This is a genomic window from Hymenobacter sp. UYCo722 (genome assembly GCF_040547115.1).
Taxonomy (GTDB): domain Bacteria; phylum Bacteroidota; class Bacteroidia; order Cytophagales; family Hymenobacteraceae; genus Hymenobacter.
On sequence record NZ_JBEPPC010000001.1, the window covers coordinates 1,184,157 to 1,203,674 of the forward strand.

Genomic DNA, 19,518 nt, shown 5'->3' on the forward strand with positions numbered 1-19,518 from the left:
CGAGGCATCTCGTGAGCCACCACTAATCAATACCGTTTCCCCGATTGGATTACTGTTGCACGCGAGATGCCTCGGCTACGCTCGGCATGACGTTCCTATTATTCGGTTCCCACTGCTCCCACCCCCTCATCCCCCGGCTACCGCCCAAACTCCAGCACCCGGAACGTGCCGGGCACCACGCTGGCACGGGGCCGCGGATTCTCGGCGGTGGGGGCCGGCGAATCGCCGTAATCAGCCGTCACGGTGAAGAGATGGCCGGTTTTTGGGTCAATGCTCATGGTGCGGGCCCCGCGGGCGGTGGGCACGCTGCCCACCACCGAAAACTTACCGGGGGCATCCTCGTGCAGCACCGTGAAGGTCCCCGAGCCGTTGGAGGTGATGACGTTGCGGGTGGTGGGGTCGAAGCCCGTGCCGTCGGTGCCCTTGGCGGTGGGCAGCACGGCGATTTGCTTGCCGGTTTTGCTGTCGGTGACGACCAGCTTCTCGTTGGCGCAGCCGCTGAACAAGCGGTTGGTTTTGGCGTCGTAGGCCAGGCCGGTGGGCTCTTCGCCGGGGGCCAGCGGGTAGTGGTGGCGCACGGTCAGGGTTTTGGCATCGAAGGCCACGATTTCGCTCTTGTTCTCGATGTTGGCGAAGATGGTGCCGTGGCCGTCGCTCACGCCTTCTTCCACATCGCCACCCAGCTCGGCGGTGCCCACTACTTTGCCGGTTTTGGCATCGAGCACGGTGCTCTTGCCGCCGTCGTTGCTGAAGATGAATATGCGGCCGGAGTAGGCATCATACAGCAGCGCGTCGGGCTTGGGGCCGGTAGGAATGGGCGCGCCAATGGGCTTCAGTGTTTTCACGTCGAACACCACGCAGGTATTGGTGCGGCCGCAGGTGATGTAGCCGCGATTGGTGCCCGGCACCACCTCGATGCCGTGCACGCCGGGCGTGTCCAGGATAGTGCCGATGACTTTGCGGGTCTTCAAATCCACGACTTCTACCCGCGTGCCGTGCGACACGTAGAGGCGCTCGCCGGCGGGGTCGACTTTGAGGTAGTCCCAGCCGCCCTCGCCGCCAATCGTAATGGTATTGAGCAGGTGGTAGGGCGCGGCTGGCACGGTTTGGGCGCGGGCGGCGGGGCCGAAAAAGGCAAAGGCCAGGGGCGCGGCCAGCAACAGGTTTTTCACGGGGGAAGGGCTTATAATGAAACCGATGCGGCGAAGGTCGCCGCCGATTCTGTAGTTGGGCTGAAGCCGGCCGCAGGTTTTTGCCGCCGCGTACCGGGCTATTCTTTCCACACCCGATGCAACCCGAGTTGCCGCCACGGTTATCTTAGTGCCGCACGGCTACCAGATTTGGGAGAAAGTCGCGGCAAATACAGCCCGGTCATTCAAACCCTGGCTTCTCTACTGATTCTTATGAAAAAGCTCCTTTCCGTTGCCCTGCTCCTGCTGCCCGCGCTGGCACAGGCACAACCACAAACCGAAACTTTTGTCCTGAATGGTAACGTCGGTGCCCAGGCTGGTGTCACCAAAGCCTACCTGCGGTACGCCGTCAACAAAGTCATGGTACTCGACTCGGCAGTCGTGGAAAACGGCCGTTTCGCCTTCAAGGGCACCCTGCCCGAACCGATTCGGGCTTCCATGGTGCTGAGCCGCAATGGCATGCCCCTGGCCAAGTCGAAGGATGGGAGCCATGAGTTTTTCTACGTGGAGAAGGGCACGATTGCCTGGACTACGCCCGATTCGGCCGCAAAAGCGACGGTGCGGGGCACGCCCCTCAACGACGAAGCCGCCAAACTGTCTGCCCTGCTGAAACCCCTGAGCAACAAGTACGACGCCATTAATCAGGCTTTTCGCGCCCAGCCCGAGGCCACTCGGAAAAACCCCATCTACCTCGAGCAGCTCAAAGCCCGGCTTGCTCCCATCGAAGCCGCGCAGAAGCAAATACGGGTCAATTACGTGAAAGCGCACCCCGACGCCCACTACAGCTTGTTCGTACTGCTGGGTTTGGAGGGGGATATTCCCGAAACGGAGCGCTTCGCCCTGTACCAGCGCCTGAGCACCGGGGTGCGAAACTCGGCACGGGGCCAGCGCATCGGGGAGCAAATCAAGAATCTGCAGCAGGTGGCGGTGGGTAACCTGGCCCCCGACTTCACCCAGAACACGCCCGACAACGTGCCCGTGAAGCTGAGCAGCCTGCGCGGCAAGTACGTGCTGATTGATTTCTGGGCCAGCTGGTGCGGCCCCTGCCGCCAGGAAAATCCCAACGTCGTGAAGGCTTATAACGCATTCAAGGCCAAAGGCTTTACCGTCCTCGGCGTATCGCTCGATAACGAAGGAGGCCACGCAGCGTGGGTCCGCGCCATCGAGAAAGACGGCCTGCCCTGGACGCAGGTGTCGGACCTGAAATACTGGAACAACGCCGTGGCCCAGGCCTACAATGTGACTAGTATTCCGCAGAACTTTCTGCTCGACCCGCAGGGCAAAATAGTGGCCACCAACCTGCGCGGCGAAGAGCTGCAAAGCACCCTCGGCAAGCTACTGAAGGGTACTAAGTAGCGCAATACCCAGCCTGGTGGGTAGCCATGTCAACGACGAGAGGCACTATAACATAACCGTGGCCATTGGGGGCGCGTAGCGAAACGTGCCACCGCTTCTCCCCCGCTATGCCCGACCACCCGCTTGCCGCCCGCTTCACCGTGGCCCACCCCGAATGGGCGGCCCACGCTACTATCTACGAAGTTAATCTTCGAAATTTTACACCGGAGGGCACTTTTCGGGCTTTTGAGGCACACCTGCCGCGCCTGCAAAAAATGGGTATCGGCATTGTGTGGCTGATGCCGGTGCACCCTATTGGCGAGGTTGGGCGCAAGGGCGCGCTGGGCTCGCCCTACGCCGTGCGCGACTACTTCGCCGTGAGTCCGGAGTTCGGCACCCTCGACGACCTGCGCCAGCTGGTGCGGGCGGCCCACGCGCTGGGCTTGAAGGTGTTGCTCGATTGGGTGGCCAACCATACCAGCCGCGATAATGCCCTGATTACTGAGCACCCCGATTGGTACCAGCACGACGGCGCGGGCCAGCTGGTACCGCCCGTGCCCGACTGGACCGACGTGGTGGCGCTGGATTACGGCAACCGCGAAATGCGCCAGTACATGACCCAAGCCCTGGCCTGGTGGATTCAGGAAACCGACATCGACGGCTACCGCTGCGACGTGGCCGGGCTGGTGCCCACCGATTTCTGGAACGAGGCCCGGCCCGTGCTCGACGCCCTCAAGCCGGTGTTCATGCTGGCTGAGTGGGACGAGCTGTACCCCTCGGGCGGGCTGAGCTGGGAGGAGTTCGACTCCGACACGCGACTACTCGAAAAGGCTTTCGACATGAGCTTCGGCCTGCGCCTGCACTACCTGCTCGACCGCATTGCCGAGGGCCACGCCAGCCTGGCCGAAATCGATACCTACCTAGCCGCCGAGCGCGAGAAATACCCGCCCAGCGTGTACCTCATGCACTTCACCAGCAACCACGACGTGAACAGCTGGGATGGCACCGAGTACGAGCGCCTGGGCCCGCTGGCGAGGCCCTTCGCCGTGCTCACGGCCCTGCTGCCGGGCATGCCCATGCTGTATTCGGGCCAGGAAGCGGGCCTGAACCGCCGGCTGGAATTCTTCGACCGCGATACCATCGAGTGGGGAGATTTCCCGCTCCAGTATTTCTATACCCGCCTGTTTCAGTTGAAAAAAAGCCACCCCGCCCTGCGCAACGGCGACCCGGCCAGCCAGCTCCAGCGCCGGCCGGGCCCGGCCAAAGTATACGCCTTCACGCGCACCAAAGGCGGCGCGGCGGTACTCTGCGCCATCAATGTGGCGGCCGAAGCCCGGGCGCTGCCCGCCGTGGCCGGCCAATGGCACGACCTGTTCAGCAACGAAACGATGACCCTGAGCCCCGGCCAGCAGCTCGTAGTGCCGGCCCACGGCTGGCGGGTTTTGGTTGCCGGGCCCGCCGCCGGCTAACCTTCGGCCCCGTTTTTCAGTTAGAAAAACGCTTTCTCTGATTCCGCTCAACTTATGCAAACCCGTGAACTCGGCCGCTCCGGCCTCCAAATTTCGCCCCTCATGCTGGGCGGCAACGTTTTTGGCTGGACCATCGACGAAGCCGCGTCCTTCGCCGTGCTCGATGCCTTCGTGGCCAACGGCGGCAATGCCATCGACACCGCCGACGGCTACTCGGTGTGGGTGCCCGGCCACGTCGGCGGCGAATCCGAAACCATCATCGGCAAGTGGCTGCGGCGGCGTGGCCGGCGCGACGACGTCATCATCGCCACCAAAGTGGGCTGGGAAGTAAACGCCGATAACAAGGGCCTGAAAAAGGACTACATCCTGCGTGCCGTGGAAGGCTCGCTCCAGCGCCTCGGCACCGATTATATCGACCTGTACCAATCGCACAAGGACGACCCGACCACGCCCGTGGCCGAAACTCTCGAAGCCTACGCCCAGCTGGTGCAGGCGGGCAAGGTGCGGGTCATTGGCGCGTCTAATTTCACCGCTGCCCGCCTCCAGGAGTCGTTCGATGCCAGCGCCCAGCACGGCTTCCCGCGCTACGAGACGCTGCAAAACCTCTATAATCTGTACGACCGCGCTGATTTTGAGCAGGACCTCGCCCCGCTGCTGCTGAAGGAGAACATCGGCGCGATTCCGTATTACGGCCTTGCCGCCGGCTTCCTCACCGGCAAGTACCGCGACCAGGCCGACCTGCAAAAAAGCGCGCGCGGCACCGGCGTGGGCCAGAAATACCTCAACGCAAAGGGCCTCGCCCTACTCACCGCCATCGATGCCGTGGCCGACCGCCAGCAGGCCACCCCCGCCCAGGTGGCCCTGGCCTGGCTGATGCAGGCTCCCGCCGTAACCGCCCCCATCGCCAGCGCCACTAGCGTGGGCCAGGTCACGGAGCTGCTCGAGGCCACCGAGCTGCGCCTGACGGCGGAAGATTTGGAGACGCTGGAAACGGCACAGGCGGTGCCGGCGGCGGAGTAGAAGAAAATGCCCGCCCGTAGTAATAGTAGCAGAACGTCATGCTGAGCTTGCCGAAGCATCTCTACTGCAGCAGTAATTAGGTTTACTTGCGCGGTAGAGATGCTTCGACAAGCTCAGCATGACGTTCTGTTTCTGGCAAGCAGCACCATTTCCTAACCTAGGTTAAGCCTCGATAGGCCCAACTTGCGCCCTTGTTCCCCCATCCCCTCACACCCTTCCAAGATGTCCCTTTCCAACACCCGCGTTAAACTCGCCTCACGCCCCGTGGGGCTGCCGCAGCCGGCCAATTTTGATATCGACACCATCACCGTACCCACCTTAGAAGAAGGCCAGGTGCTGGTCAAAATCAGCTTTATTTCCCTCGACCCCGCCATGCGCGGCTGGATGAACGAGGGCCGCAGCTACATCAAGCCCATTGCCATCGGCGAGGTGTTTCGGGCCGGCGTGGCCGGGCAGGTGGCCGAATCCAAGAACCCCGCCTTCGCCGTGGGCGACTACGTGACCGGCAACCTCGGCGTGCAGCAATACGCCGTGGTGGGTGCCGGGGCCACCGACCCGCGCAGCCCCGAGTACCTCGTGAAAGTCGACCCCGGCATCGTGCCGCTCGAAGCCTACCTGGCCACCCTCGGCATGCCCGGCATGACGGCCTACTTCGGCCTGCTCGATACCGGCCAGCCCAAACCCGGCGAAACCGTGGTGGTGTCGGGCGCGGCCGGGGCCGTGGGCAGCGTGGTGGGCCAGATTGCCAAGCTGAAGGGCTGCCGCGTGGTGGGCATCGCCGGCGACCAGGAAAAATGCGACTATTGCGTGCAGACCCTCAGCTTTGATGCCTGCATCAACTACAAAACCGACAACGTGCGTCAGGCCCTGCGCGCCGCCGCCCCGCAAGGCATCGACGTGTATTTCGACAACGTGGGCGGCGAAATCCTGGACCTTGTGCTGGAGCAAATCCGGATGAAAGCGCGCATCGTCATCTGCGGGGCCATCTCGCAGTACAACAATACCACGCCCGTAAAGGGCCCCAGCAACTACCTCTCGCTGCTGATGAACCGCGCCCGCATGGAAGGCATCGTGGTGTTCGACAACGCCGCCAACTATGGCACCGCCGCCCGCGAAATGGCCGGCTGGATTCAGGCCGGCCAGCTGCACTCGCCCAAAATCCAAGTCGAGCATGGGGTCGAAAATTTCCTCCCGGCGCTGCTGAAGCTGTTTTCGGGTGAGAACTTCGGCAAGCTGGTGCTGGTGCCGTAGGGTTTAGTTGGGCTTAGAAAGCAAACCGTCATGCTGAGCTTGCCGAAGCATCTCTACCGCGCAACTAATCAATTTTAGTATCGCGGTAGAGATGCTTCGACTTCGCTCAGCATGACGTTCTTTTTTGGGATACAACTGCAGTCCTACTGCGCAGTCACGTCCGAAAACTCGTACTTGCGGGCTACTTCTAGGGGCTGGCCGTCGGCCTCGGCGTAGGGGTACACAAAGTAATTGAGCGGCGGGCCGGCTTGCCTGGGCGTCAGTTGCACGTCGCGGCCACGGGTAAACTCGACGCGGTTTTCGTCGTGGGCCCCGAAGAAATAAGCGCGCTTATCGGGGTTTTTGGCGGCTTCGGAGGCATCGACGGGCACCCAGCCGGTTTCCGGGGTGAAGAATTCGGCCCAGCAGTGGTAGCCTTTGATTTCGCCGTGGCCCCGCTCGGCCGGCAGCGGCAGCCCGATGCTGAAACGGGCCGGAATGCCCAGGCTACGGCAGTAGCCAATAACGATGGCGTGGAAATCGGTGCAGTTGCCGCGCCGGGCGTCGCAGGCGTAGTAAATGTCGCCCCGGCCCCAGCCCTGGCCGGTTTTGTCGTAGGTCACGGTACTCACCACGTGCTCATAGATGGCGCGGGCCTTTTCGAGCGGCGTTTTGGCTCCGGCTTTGGCCACCACCGCTTCGGCTTGCTGACGAATGGTGGGGTCGAGTGGCACGAGGTGGTCGGGGGCCAGCCAGCGGGCCAGGCTGGGGTCGGCTTTTTCCTTAACTACTTTGGCCACCGGAGTATTGGCACGTAGGTTTAGGTGCTCGCGGCGCGTGATTTGGGCCGTAAGCTTCACTACCAATTGCGCGGTGGGCACGGTGGCGGTGCGCAAATGCAGCATCTGGGTGCCGTATTCGCCCTGCTCGATTTTGTAGGGTACCGGCGACTCTATTCTGAGGTCGCGCACGTCCTGCGAGGCATCGGTGTGGGGCACGGGCAGCCAGAGGTCGAGGATTTTGGTGCCGGCCGGGGGCACGGGCACGATGGCCGTGCTGACGAGCACGAAGGTGCGGCTACGCGGCGCGGTGGCCGGCTGGCCCGGGGCATCCGGGCTTGGCAGGTGCGCGGCCGCACCCAGCAGCCCCACCCAAATGGCGGGGGCAATAATCAACGAAACGTTCACGGCAACGAAGCAACGGGTTGCTGCTGGCGGGCGTCGGCCAGGCTGAATTGAGGCTGAAAATCAGCTCCAACCCGGCGGCCACCGCTGCGTGCGATGCCCGCCGGCGCGACGCTTACCCAAGCGCCCGCCAGTCAGGGCCAACCAGACCCCAGCAGTGCGGCAAAGGTACAGCCGCCAACCGTGGGCCGGGCCGTGCGTACCAGCAGCAGCTTCACATCTGCTACATTTTCATGCTCTTCCTCGCCGAACCCATCACGCCCTTCGACTGGCACCGCATGCTCTGGACGGCCGACGCGCCGCCGAGCTTTCTGTTTGAAGTGGCTTTTCGCTGCGCGGCCACTTATGTGCTGCTGCTGGGCATTCTGCGCCTCACGGGCCGGCGCGGGGTGCGGCAGCTCTCCATTTTTGAGCTCAGCCTGATTCTGGGCCTGGGCTCGGCGGCCGGCGATACCATGTTCTACGACGACACGCCGCTACTGCCCGTGGTGGTAGTATTTGTGGTAGTGGGGGCGCTCTATTGGCTGTTCAACCGCCTCACCGAGTGGTTCCCAGCCTTCGGCGACTGGCTCGAAGGCAAGCCCATTCTACTCGTCGAGAAAGGTCGCCTCAACCTGCCCAACCTCGACGGCCTCAACCTGACGCAGAAAGAGCTATTCGGCGAGCTGCGCCAGCAGCAGGTAGAACACCTGGGGCAGGTGCGCCGCGCCTACATGGAAGCCACCGGCCAACTCAGCACCTACTTCTACGCCCCCGATGACGCCGCGCCCGGCCTGCCCATCTGGCCCGAATTACTGGAAAAATCGCAGCACCGCGTGGAAGCGGCCGGCGCGCACGCCTGTGCGAAGTGCGGCGAAGTGCGGGAGCTGGCGCGGGGCGAGGCGGCCAGTTGCCCCGTGTGCCAGGGCAAAAGCTGGGTGCCGGTATGCCGTGCAAAAAGGGAAGCGTAGGCAGCGCACGCGGCCTCCTTATTTTTTGGCGGCGGACAGCTGCTCCTTTTCCTCCAGGCTTTGCAGCACGGCCGCGCGGGTAAGCAGTGCGGGGCGCAGCTTTTTCTGGGCGAGCAACTTTACCTGGTCGCCGATGTGCTTGCTGCCCGGCTGCGTGGCGTTGCCGTAGCTGAGCGACACCTGGGCGCGCACCTGCGGGCCAAACTCCGTCACGGCTACGTAGCTGTCGCCATAGTAGGCGTAGTCCTTATTATCAGCCGGGCTGTGCTGGTAATACATGGTGCGGAAGATGCCGTACTTGGCCGAGCCCCCGTTGGCCGGCTCATTATACGCCCCTACTTTGAAGCGGTGCACGTCGCCCCAAGCCACGTCGAGGCGGCCGTACTGCTGCTCGGTTTCGGCGGCGGCGGTGGCCAGCTGGGCTACAGCCGCCTGCGGGTCCTTCAGGCCGTCGGGGGTGGTTACGGGCTGCGCGGGGTCGAAAGCGACGGCCGCCATGCCGGGGTTTTGCAGGTCGAACCACTTGGCAAACAGCACCGCGCCCCGGCTGTCGGCGTTGGTGGTTTTGTCCCAGGCCCGGAGCACGGCCGCCGCCTTCTCGGCTGGGGCATTGGGGTACTTTTGCACGGCGGCCAGCAAATCATCCAGAAACCGGTCGGCGGCTTCCATGCCGGTGTTCAGCTTGTAGCCCACCAGCTCGTCGAAGGTGATGGAAGCATCGTCTTTCACCAGGTTCACGGCGCGCTGCGGGCGCAGGGCCATCACCTCGCGGGGGGCCATGTAGGCCGGGAAGTTTTCGGGTTTGAGCACCGGCGGGTAGGTACAGGTCCAGGGGGCATCGTTGGCGTTCTGCACGAAGCCGCTGCGGGGGTTGAACACCTGGGGCAGGTCGGCGTAGGAGTGGTAGGTATTCCAGATGTATTTGGAGGAAGTCCCATCCACGGTGCCATTCCAGAAGTTCCAGTCGCCGCTGCTCCGCTTGGGCACGTTGCCGTTGAACAGGTACAGAATGTTGCCGGCCTGGTCGGCATACACCACGTTGAACATCGGGTTCTGCTGCATTTTCAGAGCCGCCTCGAAGGCTTTCCAGCTCTGGGCCTTGGCCATCTGGTGGTACTGGCTGGCGAAAAAGGCGTTCTCCAGGCCGGCCACCCGCACGGCGTAGGCCTTGCCGTTTTTCTCGCCCAGCACCGGGCCGTGTTTGGAATAGGTGAGGGTGAGGTTTTGGGTGCGCAGGCTGCCATCGGGCTGCCGCACTTTCAGGGCCACGCTCTTTTTGTCGAAGGCCTGCGGCTGGCCGTCCAGCAGGTAGCCCGAGCCTTGCAGCGTCAGCTCGTACCGGTCCGACGCGTCGATGGTGTTCACGGTATGCGTCCAGCCCAGGTGCTCGTTGAAGGCGATGGACAGCGCCGGCGTGCCCACCAGGCCCACGCCGTAGGCATTGAAGCCCGGGGCGGTGAGCTGGGCTTCAAAAAACAGGTAGAAATCGCCCCAGGGCAAATGCGGATTGGCCACCAGCAGGGCGTTTTTCGAAGCCGACTTGGCCGGCGCGATGGCGTAGGAATTGGAGCCCGGCACCAGGGTGCGGGCCACATCCTGGATGTCGTCGGCGGCCAGAAACTCCAGGCACAGCACGCGCGTGGTGTGGGCCAGCACGTCGGGCACAGTGATGGGCAGCACCTGCTTCATGGCCGGGTCAATGGCTTCGGGGTGGGCCTGCGCGTAGGCGTTCACGCCCCGCACAAATGCGTCGAGCCGGGCCTTGTCGGCCCCCTGGTTTTTGGCGTAGTTGCGGCGGGCGGTTTCCGGCAGGTCGAACAGTTGAATTTGCTTGTCGGAGGCGAGGTATTTTTCGCCCCAATACTCAGCGGCCCGGCCGCGCGCCTGGCCATAGAGCCGGAGCAGCAGGTTGGCGTGGTTGTGCATCTGGGCCCAGCCAAACGCGTAGTACATGTCGTTCTCATTGGCGGCGTACACGTGCGGCACGCCGTAGCTGTCCCACAGGATGTCGGTGGCTTTCTGGGCGTGGGCGGGCACACAGCCCAGCAGCACGCCAGCGGCCAAGGTTGCCAGTTTTTGGGGTAGTGAAAACGTCATCAGGTCAGGAGTTGATTGGTACGGGCCGCGCTGGCACGAACGCGCTGTTAAGTAGTTGTGCAAAATTAACCCTGGCAAAAAAGGCAGTCATGCTGAGTTTGTCGAAGCATCTCTCCCGCTTCGTTGAACGGCCCTTGCGAAGCGGTAGAGATGCTTCGACAAGCTCAGCATGACGTGCTAGATTCAATACGTTTACTTCTGCATAAGTACCTATTGAGTAAGCTTTGGACCATATTTTAAGCAACATACAGCAAATCAGGCGCAGTCAAGCCTCTGTCGCTTTCGCTGCCAACAAGCCGGCCGCAAGTGCCCGCTCCCATCCGCGTAATTTTGGGACATTAACGCGGCAGTTGTCGCGCTGGCTGCTCGCGCTTGAGCGCGGGCCGCATTTCCCCGTATAGCTTCTGCACCCCTCCCCCGCCCCGGTTATGGCCGAACCCACCGAAACCTCCGAATTCATCGACTCCACCGCGGTGGCCCTGGCCCAGCTGCGCTGCCCGCGCTGCCACCAGGGCCAGCTGTTCACGCACTCGGCCCTGAACCTGACCAAATTTGCCCAAATGCCCGCCGAGTGCTCCGTGTGCGGCCAGACGTTCGAGCCCGAACCCGGCTTTTATTTCGGCTCGATGTACATCACGTTCGGCTTCAACGTAGCCACCACGCTGGTACTCGGGGTAGCCATTTACTACCTGCTGGGCAACCCCGATACCTGGGTGTACGTGGTCGCCGTCACCGTCGTCACGGTGGTGCTCACGCCGGTTATCCTGCGCTACTCGCGGGCACTGATGCTGTATCTGTTTGGCGGCGCGCAGTACAACAAGAACTGGAAGCGGCGCTGAAATCAGTAGAGCGTCAAGACTTAAAAGTCAGAAAGGCCCATCCAGATTAACGGATGGGCCTTTCTGACTTTTAAGTCTTGACGCTCTACTTCAGCACCTGGGCGCGCCACACGTTGTTGCCGGGGTTGGCATCGGGCAGCAGCTTGGTGGGGTTGAGGCGCACGAGCATGAGCGGCGTGGTGGAGTTGTAGCGGAAGGTCCAGGTGCCGCTGCGCTGCCATACTTCAACCGGCAGGCGCACGCGGGTAGTTTTGCCGCTGGTTTCGGTTACGTCGGCGATGACGGGCATGGCGGCCTGGCCCTTGTTCTCAACGGTGATGAGGGCCCCTTGGGCGGGGTCCTGATTCACGTAAGTTACGGTGGTTACGGCCTGGTCGAGGGTCCAGTTGTTGTACACCCACTCGCGCCAGAACCAGGTCAAATCCTCGCCGCTGGCCTCGTTCATCGTCCGGAAAAAGTCCTTCGGCTGCGGGTGTTTGAAGGCCCAGCGCTTGATGTAGGTGCGGAAAGCGTAATCGAACCGGTCGGGGCCCAAAACCTCGGAGCGCAGCAGAAACAAGCCGTAGCCCATTTTGGCGTAGGCCGCGTAGCCGAGCATGTTGGCGGGCGTCACATCGGGCACGGTGTAGGGTGCCACGGTGCTGGGGTCGGCGATGTAGCGGATATTGCCGAGCACCAGCCGCGTGGTGTCGTTCAGCTGCTTGGCATACTCACCGTTGTTGAAGTCGCCCGACGACAGGATGTTGATGAAGGTATTGAATCCCTCGTCCATCCACGGATATTTCCGCTCGTTCGAGCCCACAATCATCGGGAACCAGTTGTGGCCAAACTCGTGGTCCGTTACGCTATAGAGGTCGGCTTTGCGGGCCTTCACGCCGCAGAATACGATGCCCGGATACTCCATGCCACCCACTACGCCGGCCACGTTCGTCGCCACCGGGTACGTGTATTCGTACCACTGCTTCGAGTTGTATTCAATGCTCTTCTTCACGTATTCCGTCGAGCGGTTCCAGGCCGTATCCTGGGCCGCCTCTACCGGATACAGCGACTGCGCCAGCGACTTACGTCCGCTGGGCAGGTTCATTTTGGCCGCGTCCCACACGAAGGAGGAAGAAGCCGCCCAAGCCACGTCGCGCGCCCGCTGGCACTTGAAGTGCCAGGTCAGGCGGCCGTTTTTGCCGCCGGGCCGCGAGCCGGCCTGCGTCACCTCATCCGCCGAACGCACAATAACCGTTTGGTCCGAGCCGGCGGCTTTGGCCAGGCGGCTTTGCTGGGCGCTGGTCAGCACTTCGGCAGGGTTCACGAGCTCGCCCGAACCGCCCACGAGGTAGTTGGCGGGCACGTTCAGGGTGTAGTCGAAATTGCCATATTCGAGGTAAAACTCGGCCGTGAGGTAGGGCAGCGTGTTCCAGCCCTCCACGTCGTCGTACACGGCCATGCGCGGGTACCACTGCGCCACCTCGAATATTTCGCCATTCTTGGTCTGGAGGCGGCCGAGGCGGTCGGAGCCGTACTCGGGAATGCTGAAGCCGTAGGCGATGTCTATTTTCAGCTTGTCGCCGTTGGGCTTCAGGGCCTCGGGCAGCATGATTTGCATGCGCGTATCGGTCACGCGGTAGTTGGCCTTCAGCTTCTTGCCGTGCAGCTCAATGTTCACGGTTTGCAGCGAGTCGCCGCCCCGGAAGCCGCGCGAGTTGTTGCCGAAGCGCCCGCCGCCCACCGGCGTGATGGCCGCCCCGCGCGAGTCTTCGCGGTACAGGTTCTGGTCGACCTGCAGCCACACGAAGGCCAGCGCATCGGGCGAGTTGTTGGTGTAGGTAATGGCTACGGTAGCACTCACGCGGGCTGTTTTCTCGTCGAGGCGGGCGTCGATTTTGTAGTCGGCCGCGTTCTGCCAATATTCCGCGCCGGGCTGGCCGCCGGCCGTACGCGTAGGCGTGCTCCGCTGCTCAATAAAGCTCGGGTTGAACAGCGTCCGCGAGTCGTAGGCTGGCCCGGTGTTGATGGTTTGGGCCAGGGCCGGGCCGGCCGCCAGCAGGGCCGCGCCCAGCAGGATGGGTAATTTCATTTGACTGTTGAGGAGAGAAAAGCGAAGAATGAATCACACAAAAGAACGTCATGCCGAGCGGAGCCGAGGCCTCTCGCGTGCAGCAGTAAATAAATTACTTGCTCGGTAAAGATGCTTCGGCTGCGCTCAGCATGACGTTCTATTTATTCTGTTCAACTCGCCAAAGATACCCGACGCTCTCACTGCTACCGCAGCCGCTCGCGCACCTGCTCCATCAGCCCGTTCATGGCGGCCGCGTCCATTGCCGGCGCTTCGATAAAGGGCGTGAGAGTGCCCGCCTCATCCACGGCAAAAGCGGCTGGCAGCGGAAGGCGGCCTACTGCGGCTGGTAAGTAGCCCAATAGCGGCAGCAGCCAGAGCAGCAGAAGTTTCATGAAAACCTGGAAGACGAATGCCGCGCCAAGGTACTGCCGGCCCCACCTTTGCGTCCATGTCCAACGCCGCCGCGCCCCTGCCCTACCTCGTGTTTGATTTCGACAGCACCTTCACCCAGGTGGAAGGACTGGATGAGCTGGCCGACATTGCCCTGGCCGGCCGCCCCGACGCGGCCGAGCGCGTGGCCCAAATCCGCGCCCTGACGGACCAGGGCATGGCCGGCGAAATCGGCTTCCAGGAGTCGCTGGCCAAGCGGCTGGCGTTGCTCGGGGCCCACGAGCGGCACTTGGCCCCGCTGGTGGCCCGCCTCCAAACCAAGGTGAGCGAGAGCATTCGGCGCAACGGCAACTTCTTCCGGCAGTTCGCCGACCGGATTTACGTGGTGAGCAGCGGCTTTCGGGAGTTCATCGAGCCGGTGGTGGCCGAGTTCGGCATTCCGGGCAGCCACGTGCTGGCCAATACCTTCACCTTCGATGCCGAGGGCAACATCACCGGCTGCGACCCGGCCAATGTATTGAGCCGCGACGGCGGCAAAATCCGGCAGCTGGTGCTGCTCGATTTAGACGGCCCGGTATACGTACTCGGCGACGGCTACACCGATTACCAGATTCGCGAAGCCGGGCTGGCCCACCGCTTCTACGCCTACACCGAAAACGTGAGCCGCCCCACCGTGGTGGCCCACGCCGACGAAGTGCTGCCCACCTTCGATGAGTTTTTGTACCAACTAAGACTTCCCATGACTTTATCATACCCCAAAAACCGCATTAAAGTCCTGTTGCTGGAAAACCCCGATGCCCGCGCCGCCGAGCTTTTCCGCCAGGAAGGCTACCAGGTGGAGGAAGTGAAGGGCGGCCTCGACGAAGAGGAGCTCATTGCCCGCATCGACGGCGTGAGCCTGCTCGGCATCCGCTCGAAAACGCAGGTGACCCAGCGCGTGCTCGACGCCGCCAACCGGCTCATCGGCATTGGCGCGTTCTGCATCGGCACCAACCAGATTGACCTCCCCGAGGCCATGAAAAGAGGCATTGCCGTGTTCAACGCCCCTTTTTCGAACACCCGCTCGGTGGTGGAGCTGGCCTTGGGCGAAATCATCGTGCTAGCCCGCCGCATTCCGGAGAAGAACCCCAAAATGCACGCCGGCGAGTGGGACAAGTCGGCCAACGGCTCGTTCGAGATTCGCGGCAAAACCCTTGGCATCGTGGGTTACGGCAATATTGGCTCGCAACTATCGGTGGTAGCTGAGGCCGTGGGCATGAAAGTGGTGTACTTCGACGTGGCCGAAAAGCTGCAGCTCGGCAACGCCGTGAAGTGCCGCACGCTGGAAGAATTGCTCGCGCAAGCCGACGTGGTGACGCTGCACATCGACGGCCGCACCGAGAACACCAACTACATCGGCACCGCCGAATTTGCCCTGATGAAGCCCGGCGCGCTGTTCCTCAACAACGCCCGCGGCCATGTGGTGGACGTGCCCGCCCTGGCCGCCGCCCTGCGCAGCGGCCACCTCGGCGGCGCGGCAGTGGACGTGTTCCCCTACGAGCCCAAAACCAACAGCGAAGTGTTTGAGAGCGAGCTGCGCGGCCTGCCCAACGTGCTGCTCACGCCCCACATCGGCGGCAGCACGGCCGAGGCCCAGCGCAACATCGCCGAGTTCGTGCCCGAACGCCTGATGCAGTACATCAACACGGGCAACACCCAGCAGTCGGTTAATTTCCCCAACATTCAGCTGCCCACCCAGCAGGCCCACCGGCTCATCCACATCCACGCCAACGTGCCCGGCGTGCTGGCCAACATCAACAACGTGCTGGCTGCCCACCAGGTCAACATTCTGGGGCAGTACCTGAAAACCAACGAGCAGATTGGCTACGTGATTACCGATATCAACCGCAAATACGACAACGACGTGATTCAGGCCCTGCGTGAGGTGGAGCACACCATCAAATTCCGGGTGCTGTACTAAGGGAGAGCAGTGAGCAAAAGAAACGTCCGGCTAAGCCTGTCGGAGCATCTGTACTGCGCCAGCAACTCATTTTACGATGGTGCTACCGATGCTTGGACTGCTTTTAGCCGGACGTTTCTTTTGTTTGCGGCTTCCCTAACTTCACCGCTGCTTCCCTCCTTTCCAACCGCTTATGAAACGTTTGCTACTGGCGCTGCTGGGCCTGCCCGCCCTGGCCCTGGCTCAGAATCCAACGCCCGCCTACTTCGTGCTGCGCGGCACGCTGCCGGCCGTGCAGAGCCCGGCCAAAGTCTACCTGATTCGAGAAACGGCGCAGGGTAACTACCTGGCCGACTCGGTGGCGGTGAAAAACGGGGCCTTCGTATTGCGCGGCTCGGTGGCCACGCCCGAAAAGGCCCGACTGGCGCAGGTGCGCCGCGGGCAGCAAGGCCGCCTCTACAACGGCTTGGCCGACAACGCGGTTTTTTACCTCGAAAAAGGCACCACTGTTTTCACCTCACCCGATTCGCTGGCGCACGCGCAGCCAACCGGGTCGCCCCTCTCACTCGACTACCGGGAGCTGAATACCCGCCTGGGGCCGGTGCAGTTGCAGCAGGCCGCGCTCGATGCGCAGTATCGGGCGGCTTCGCCCGAAACCCGGGCTTCCGTAGCTTTCCGCCAGCGCTACACCCCGCGCTACTACGAGCTGCAGGCGCAGTCGACAAGCATCCTCACCGACTTTATCAAGGCGCATCCCGGCTCGCTGCTTAGTCTGGCCTCAATACAGGAGCTGGTGGGCCTGATTCCGACCTATGCCAGCGCGGCCCCCTTGTTTGCGCTGCTGAGCCCCGAGGTGCAGCACAGCCCCGACGGCCAGCGCTTTGCCCAGCGCCTGCAGCAGCTGCAGCGCGTGGCCGTGGGGGCTCCGGCTCCCGACTTCGAGCTGCCCACGCCCGATGGCCAGCGCGTGACTCTGGCCAGCTTCCGGGGCAAGTACGTGTTGCTCGATTTCTGGGCCAGCTGGTGCGGCCCCTGCCGCCGCGAAAGCCCCGAAGTGGTGCAGCTCTATCAGCAGTTCAAGAACCGCAACTTTGAGATTCTGGGCGTGAGCATTGATGTGGCCAGCGCCCGCAGCCAGTGGCTCAAAGCCATTGCCGACGACCACCTGACCTGGACCCAGACCTCGGACCTGCGCCCCGACAACGTAGCCGCTACCCGCTACAGTGTCGCGGCCGTTCCGCAAAATTTCCTCATCGACCCTACTGGCAAAATCGTGGCCACCAACCTGCACGGCGACGAGCTGAAGGCCACGTTGACGCGGCTGCTCCCCTAGCCTACCTTGGTGAGCGCTGAACCAGCTTAGGCGCTGCCGGAAGCCCGCTGGCGCGCCGCTAACTGCCGTTATGGCCGTACCCAGGCGCAGGATGTAGGTGCCGACGGGCAATTCGGGCCGAGCAGTGAGAACCAAGGAGCGGGCATCGTTGAGAGTAGCGAGGCGAAACAGGCATTTGATAAGAAGCAATGCTCCCCTTGGGAAAGACCAGCTTACGTTGCGACCTTTTTGATGATGCGATACGCTCTACGAAACCCTGGCAGTGTTTTTTCCTTCGCTTAGCCGGGAGGCTTCCTTGAACGCTTTTAACTAATCATCGCCCCAAATCGACCATTAGTCGACGCAAATCCCTTGGTGGCGGGAATGTTGAGGGAGGAGCCTTCGACCGGGCCTAATTTGCCGCCGCGTCACGGAAGCGCAGTGGCCCATTGCGGTGCGCGACTTACGGGCCCGTCACTTCAGCCCTTGCCCCTTATGTCCTATCGCTACTTACTGGCCTTGCTGCTATTGGTTCCTATCCTGGGCCAGGCCCAGATAACCCCCATCGTCAGCTCCTGGCTTGTGAACACCACCGGGGCCACCGGCTACAACGGCATTCTGAGCAACGTGCAGCGCGTGCAGTACTCCACCGGCAACGTGTACATCACCTGCACGGGCATTCCGAGCTACACGATTGGCCCCAATTGGGGCAACAACCCCAACACCCCCACAAACCAGAACTTCGTCTTCAAAATCACCCGCACACCCACGCGCAACCCCGGCACGGCCACGGCCACGCCCCTGGGCCACACCGGCATCTGGAGCAACGGTGTGAGCATGTACAACGCCTGGGACGCCATGAGCTACAACAACGGCGGGGTGTGGCGGCAGAATGCCATCGTGGTAGAAGGCCCCGGGTTTGACTCCTGCCTCGGTCACCCGGCCCCCAACGGCGAGTACCATCACCACCTCAACCCGAAGTGCTTGTACAACGACCGCGACAGCTCCCGGCACTCCCCGCTCATCGGCTTTGCCCTCGACGGCTACCCCATCTACGGGGCTTATGCCTATGCCAACCCCAACACCCCTGGTACCCTGAAAAGCATGCGCAGCTCGTACCGGGCCCGCAACATCACCACCCGCACCACCCTGCCCGACGGCAGCCCGGCCAGCCAGGCCGGCCCGGCCGTGAGCACGGCCAAGCCCCTTGGGTATTACCTGGAGGACTTTGAGTACGTAGCCGGGCGCGGCGATTTAGACGAGCACAACGGCCGCTTCGGCGTGACGCCGGAATACCCCCAGGGCACCTACGCCTACTTCGTCACCATCAACAGCCAGTACGCCGGGGCTTACCCCTACACCACCGGCCTCACCTACTACGGCGTCGTTCCGGCCGGGGCCACCGGCCCGCAATCGGGCCACGCCGTGGTGAATGAGCCGGTGACGACCTACGTCGTGACGGCCACCTTCCTGGCCGCCGGCCTACGGGTGAGCGTGTACCCCAACCCGGCCAGCAGCAGCCTGACCGTAGCCCCCGAGGGCGGCGTGGCCAACGACCTGCAGGCGAGGCTGTATAACCCGCTGGGCCAACCCGTTACGGCAGCAGCCGGGCTTCACCCCTCGGTACCCGCCAAGCTCGATTTATCCGGCCTCGCGGCCGGCGTTTACTTTCTGAAGGTAACTGGCTCGGGCGTGGCCGCCACGCAAAAGGTCGTGGTAACGCACTGACGGTTTGCGCGTCGCGCGTCGCTACCGAGCGGCGGGGCCTGCACCACGCTACTCCGGCCCTTGTTGCACGATGCTGATGCTCATTTCGGCCCGGACCGCAAACCCCAGCGCCCGATAGACTTTTATGGCCGCCGCATTGTCAGTTTTTACGTGAAGGAATGGAATGCCGCCCGCTGCCTGAATGCGCTGCGCCTGATAGCGAAGCAGGTGGCTGGCGTAGCCGCGGCCCACGTAGTCGGGGTGGGTGCACACGGCGCTGATTTCGGCGTAAGGCGCGGGGTGCAGCCGCTGGCCGGCCATGGCCACCAGCTCCTCGCCATCAAAAACCCCCAGATAATGCCCAAATGCCGCGGTATTACTGAAAAATGGGCCCGGATTAGTACGCCTGGTGAGGGCCAGCATCGCGGGCACATGTTCCGGGGCCAGCGGCACTAATTCTGACTCGCCCAATAGGCGGGCGACGGGCTGCTCCAGCACCAGCTGGTACACTTGCATTTGTTGCACCAGTTGCCACCGCGCCGGGGTTTCCAGCGCCACGCGGCTTATTACTCCGAGGCGGCGGTCGGCCGGCACCAGCGCGCGCAGGGCCTCAAACGCCTGATTGGCCGGCGCTTCGAACCCGATAAAGGGCGACACATCCGCCGCAAAGAATTTCACCTGCTCCGAGCCGTGCGCCAGCTGCTTGTTGCCGGAAACCAACGCATTCCAAGCCGGATTATCGAGTACGTGGGCCATTATTATCGGGGAGATTGAAGCGCGAAACTGCGTTGAAAAATAGCAATCGA

The 19,518-nt window shown here is 62.8% G+C and carries 15 protein-coding genes; 9 read left to right on the top strand and 6 right to left on the bottom strand.

Annotation, left to right across the window (positions count from 1 at the left end; translation table 11 throughout):
* Positions 1 to 137: 137 nt before the first annotated feature.
* Positions 138 to 1,172, bottom strand: a complete 1,035-nt coding sequence (locus tag ABIB44_RS05195; RefSeq protein ID WP_354583553.1) for a YncE family protein — start codon at positions 1,170 to 1,172, stop codon at positions 138 to 140.
* Between the two features lie 231 nt (positions 1,173 to 1,403).
* Between ABIB44_RS05195 and ABIB44_RS05200 the strand changes: the two genes are divergently transcribed.
* From ABIB44_RS05200 to ABIB44_RS05215, 4 genes are all read left to right on the top strand, one after another.
* Positions 1,404 to 2,546 (top strand): redoxin domain-containing protein, encoded by a 1,143-nt coding sequence (locus tag ABIB44_RS05200; protein WP_354583554.1) that lies wholly within the window; start codon positions 1,404 to 1,406, stop codon positions 2,544 to 2,546.
* A gap of 107 nt (positions 2,547 to 2,653) precedes the next feature.
* Entirely contained in the window at positions 2,654 to 3,994 is a 1,341-nt protein-coding gene (locus ABIB44_RS05205; RefSeq protein ID WP_354583555.1) for an alpha-amylase family glycosyl hydrolase, read from the top strand.
* 54 nt (positions 3,995 to 4,048) lie between these two features.
* The gene (locus ABIB44_RS05210) at positions 4,049 to 5,014 is read left to right on the top strand and encodes an aldo/keto reductase (protein WP_354583556.1); all 966 of its coding nucleotides are present in this window, start codon (positions 4,049 to 4,051) and stop codon (positions 5,012 to 5,014) included.
* Positions 5,015 to 5,236: 222 nt separating this feature from the next.
* Positions 5,237 to 6,265, top strand: a complete 1,029-nt coding sequence (locus ABIB44_RS05215) for an NADP-dependent oxidoreductase (RefSeq protein ID WP_354583557.1) — start codon at positions 5,237 to 5,239, stop codon at positions 6,263 to 6,265.
* A gap of 143 nt (positions 6,266 to 6,408) precedes the next feature.
* Here the strand turns inward: ABIB44_RS05215 and ABIB44_RS05220 are convergent, their stop codons facing one another.
* The gene (locus ABIB44_RS05220) at positions 6,409 to 7,431 is read right to left on the bottom strand and encodes a transglutaminase-like domain-containing protein (protein WP_354583558.1); all 1,023 of its coding nucleotides are present in this window, start codon (positions 7,429 to 7,431) and stop codon (positions 6,409 to 6,411) included.
* Positions 7,432 to 7,661: 230 nt separating this feature from the next.
* On the opposite strand from ABIB44_RS05220, the gene ABIB44_RS05225 reads away from it, so the two are divergent.
* Entirely contained in the window at positions 7,662 to 8,378 is a 717-nt protein-coding gene (locus tag ABIB44_RS05225; protein WP_354583559.1) for a DUF421 domain-containing protein, read from the top strand.
* Positions 8,379 to 8,396: 18 nt separating this feature from the next.
* On the opposite strand, the gene ABIB44_RS05230 is transcribed toward ABIB44_RS05225, so the two are convergent.
* Positions 8,397 to 10,475, bottom strand: coding sequence for an acylase (locus ABIB44_RS05230; RefSeq protein WP_354583560.1), 2,079 nt, complete (start codon positions 10,473 to 10,475; stop codon positions 8,397 to 8,399).
* A 428-nt stretch (positions 10,476 to 10,903) separates the two neighbouring features.
* Here ABIB44_RS05230 and ABIB44_RS05235 point away from each other — a divergent pair, with 428 nt between their 5' ends.
* A complete protein-coding gene (locus ABIB44_RS05235; protein ID WP_354583561.1) occupies positions 10,904 to 11,314 on the top strand; it encodes a DUF983 domain-containing protein in 411 nt (136 codons plus the stop codon).
* A gap of 85 nt (positions 11,315 to 11,399) precedes the next feature.
* Here ABIB44_RS05235 and ABIB44_RS05240 read toward each other — a convergent pair whose 3' ends face one another.
* A complete protein-coding gene (locus tag ABIB44_RS05240; RefSeq protein WP_354583562.1) occupies positions 11,400 to 13,382 on the bottom strand; it encodes a M1 family metallopeptidase in 1,983 nt (660 codons plus the stop codon).
* 185 nt (positions 13,383 to 13,567) lie between these two features.
* Complete coding sequence (locus ABIB44_RS05245) at positions 13,568 to 13,756, bottom strand: hypothetical protein (RefSeq protein WP_354583563.1); 189 nt, start codon at positions 13,754 to 13,756, stop codon at positions 13,568 to 13,570.
* A 56-nt stretch (positions 13,757 to 13,812) separates the two neighbouring features.
* On the opposite strand from ABIB44_RS05245, the gene serA reads away from it, so the two are divergent.
* The 3 genes from serA (at position 13,813) to ABIB44_RS05260 (ending at position 18,733) form a co-directional block, all read left to right on the top strand.
* Positions 13,813 to 15,714, top strand: a complete 1,902-nt coding sequence (gene serA, locus ABIB44_RS05250; RefSeq protein ID WP_354583564.1) for a phosphoglycerate dehydrogenase — start codon at positions 13,813 to 13,815, stop codon at positions 15,712 to 15,714.
* 172 nt (positions 15,715 to 15,886) lie between these two features.
* Positions 15,887 to 17,026 (top strand): redoxin domain-containing protein, encoded by a 1,140-nt coding sequence (locus ABIB44_RS05255; protein ID WP_354583565.1) that lies wholly within the window; start codon positions 15,887 to 15,889, stop codon positions 17,024 to 17,026.
* Positions 17,027 to 17,500: 474 nt separating this feature from the next.
* Positions 17,501 to 18,733, top strand: coding sequence for a T9SS type A sorting domain-containing protein (locus ABIB44_RS05260; protein ID WP_354583566.1), 1,233 nt, complete (start codon positions 17,501 to 17,503; stop codon positions 18,731 to 18,733).
* Between the two features lie 48 nt (positions 18,734 to 18,781).
* On the opposite strand, the gene ABIB44_RS05265 is transcribed toward ABIB44_RS05260, so the two are convergent.
* Entirely contained in the window at positions 18,782 to 19,468 is a 687-nt protein-coding gene (locus ABIB44_RS05265) for a GNAT family N-acetyltransferase (protein ID WP_354583567.1), read from the bottom strand.
* Positions 19,469 to 19,518: the final 50 nt, after the last annotated feature.

What these genes read in the sequence shown, in the direction of transcription:
- serA (WP_354583564.1), top strand. Translation starts at nt 13,813, where the DNA reads ATGTCCAACGCCGCCGCGCCCCTGCCCTACCTCGTGTTTGATTTCGAC.
- ABIB44_RS05230 (WP_354583560.1), bottom strand. Translation starts at nt 10,475, where the DNA reads ATGACGTTTTCACTACCCCAAAAACTGGCAACCTTGGCCGCTGGCGTG.
- ABIB44_RS05225 (WP_354583559.1), top strand. Translation starts at nt 7,662, where the DNA reads ATGCTCTTCCTCGCCGAACCCATCACGCCCTTCGACTGGCACCGCATG.
- ABIB44_RS05200 (WP_354583554.1), top strand. Translation starts at nt 1,404, where the DNA reads ATGAAAAAGCTCCTTTCCGTTGCCCTGCTCCTGCTGCCCGCGCTGGCA.
- ABIB44_RS05245 (WP_354583563.1), bottom strand. Translation starts at nt 13,756, where the DNA reads ATGAAACTTCTGCTGCTCTGGCTGCTGCCGCTATTGGGCTACTTACCA.
- ABIB44_RS05205 (WP_354583555.1), top strand. Translation starts at nt 2,654, where the DNA reads ATGCCCGACCACCCGCTTGCCGCCCGCTTCACCGTGGCCCACCCCGAA.
- ABIB44_RS05255 (WP_354583565.1), top strand. Translation starts at nt 15,887, where the DNA reads ATGAAACGTTTGCTACTGGCGCTGCTGGGCCTGCCCGCCCTGGCCCTG.
- ABIB44_RS05235 (WP_354583561.1), top strand. Translation starts at nt 10,904, where the DNA reads ATGGCCGAACCCACCGAAACCTCCGAATTCATCGACTCCACCGCGGTG.
- ABIB44_RS05265 (WP_354583567.1), bottom strand. Translation starts at nt 19,468, where the DNA reads ATGGCCCACGTACTCGATAATCCGGCTTGGAATGCGTTGGTTTCCGGC.
- ABIB44_RS05210 (WP_354583556.1), top strand. Translation starts at nt 4,049, where the DNA reads ATGCAAACCCGTGAACTCGGCCGCTCCGGCCTCCAAATTTCGCCCCTC.
- ABIB44_RS05215 (WP_354583557.1), top strand. Translation starts at nt 5,237, where the DNA reads ATGTCCCTTTCCAACACCCGCGTTAAACTCGCCTCACGCCCCGTGGGG.
- ABIB44_RS05260 (WP_354583566.1), top strand. Translation starts at nt 17,501, where the DNA reads ATGTCCTATCGCTACTTACTGGCCTTGCTGCTATTGGTTCCTATCCTG.
- ABIB44_RS05240 (WP_354583562.1), bottom strand. Translation starts at nt 13,382, where the DNA reads ATGAAATTACCCATCCTGCTGGGCGCGGCCCTGCTGGCGGCCGGCCCG.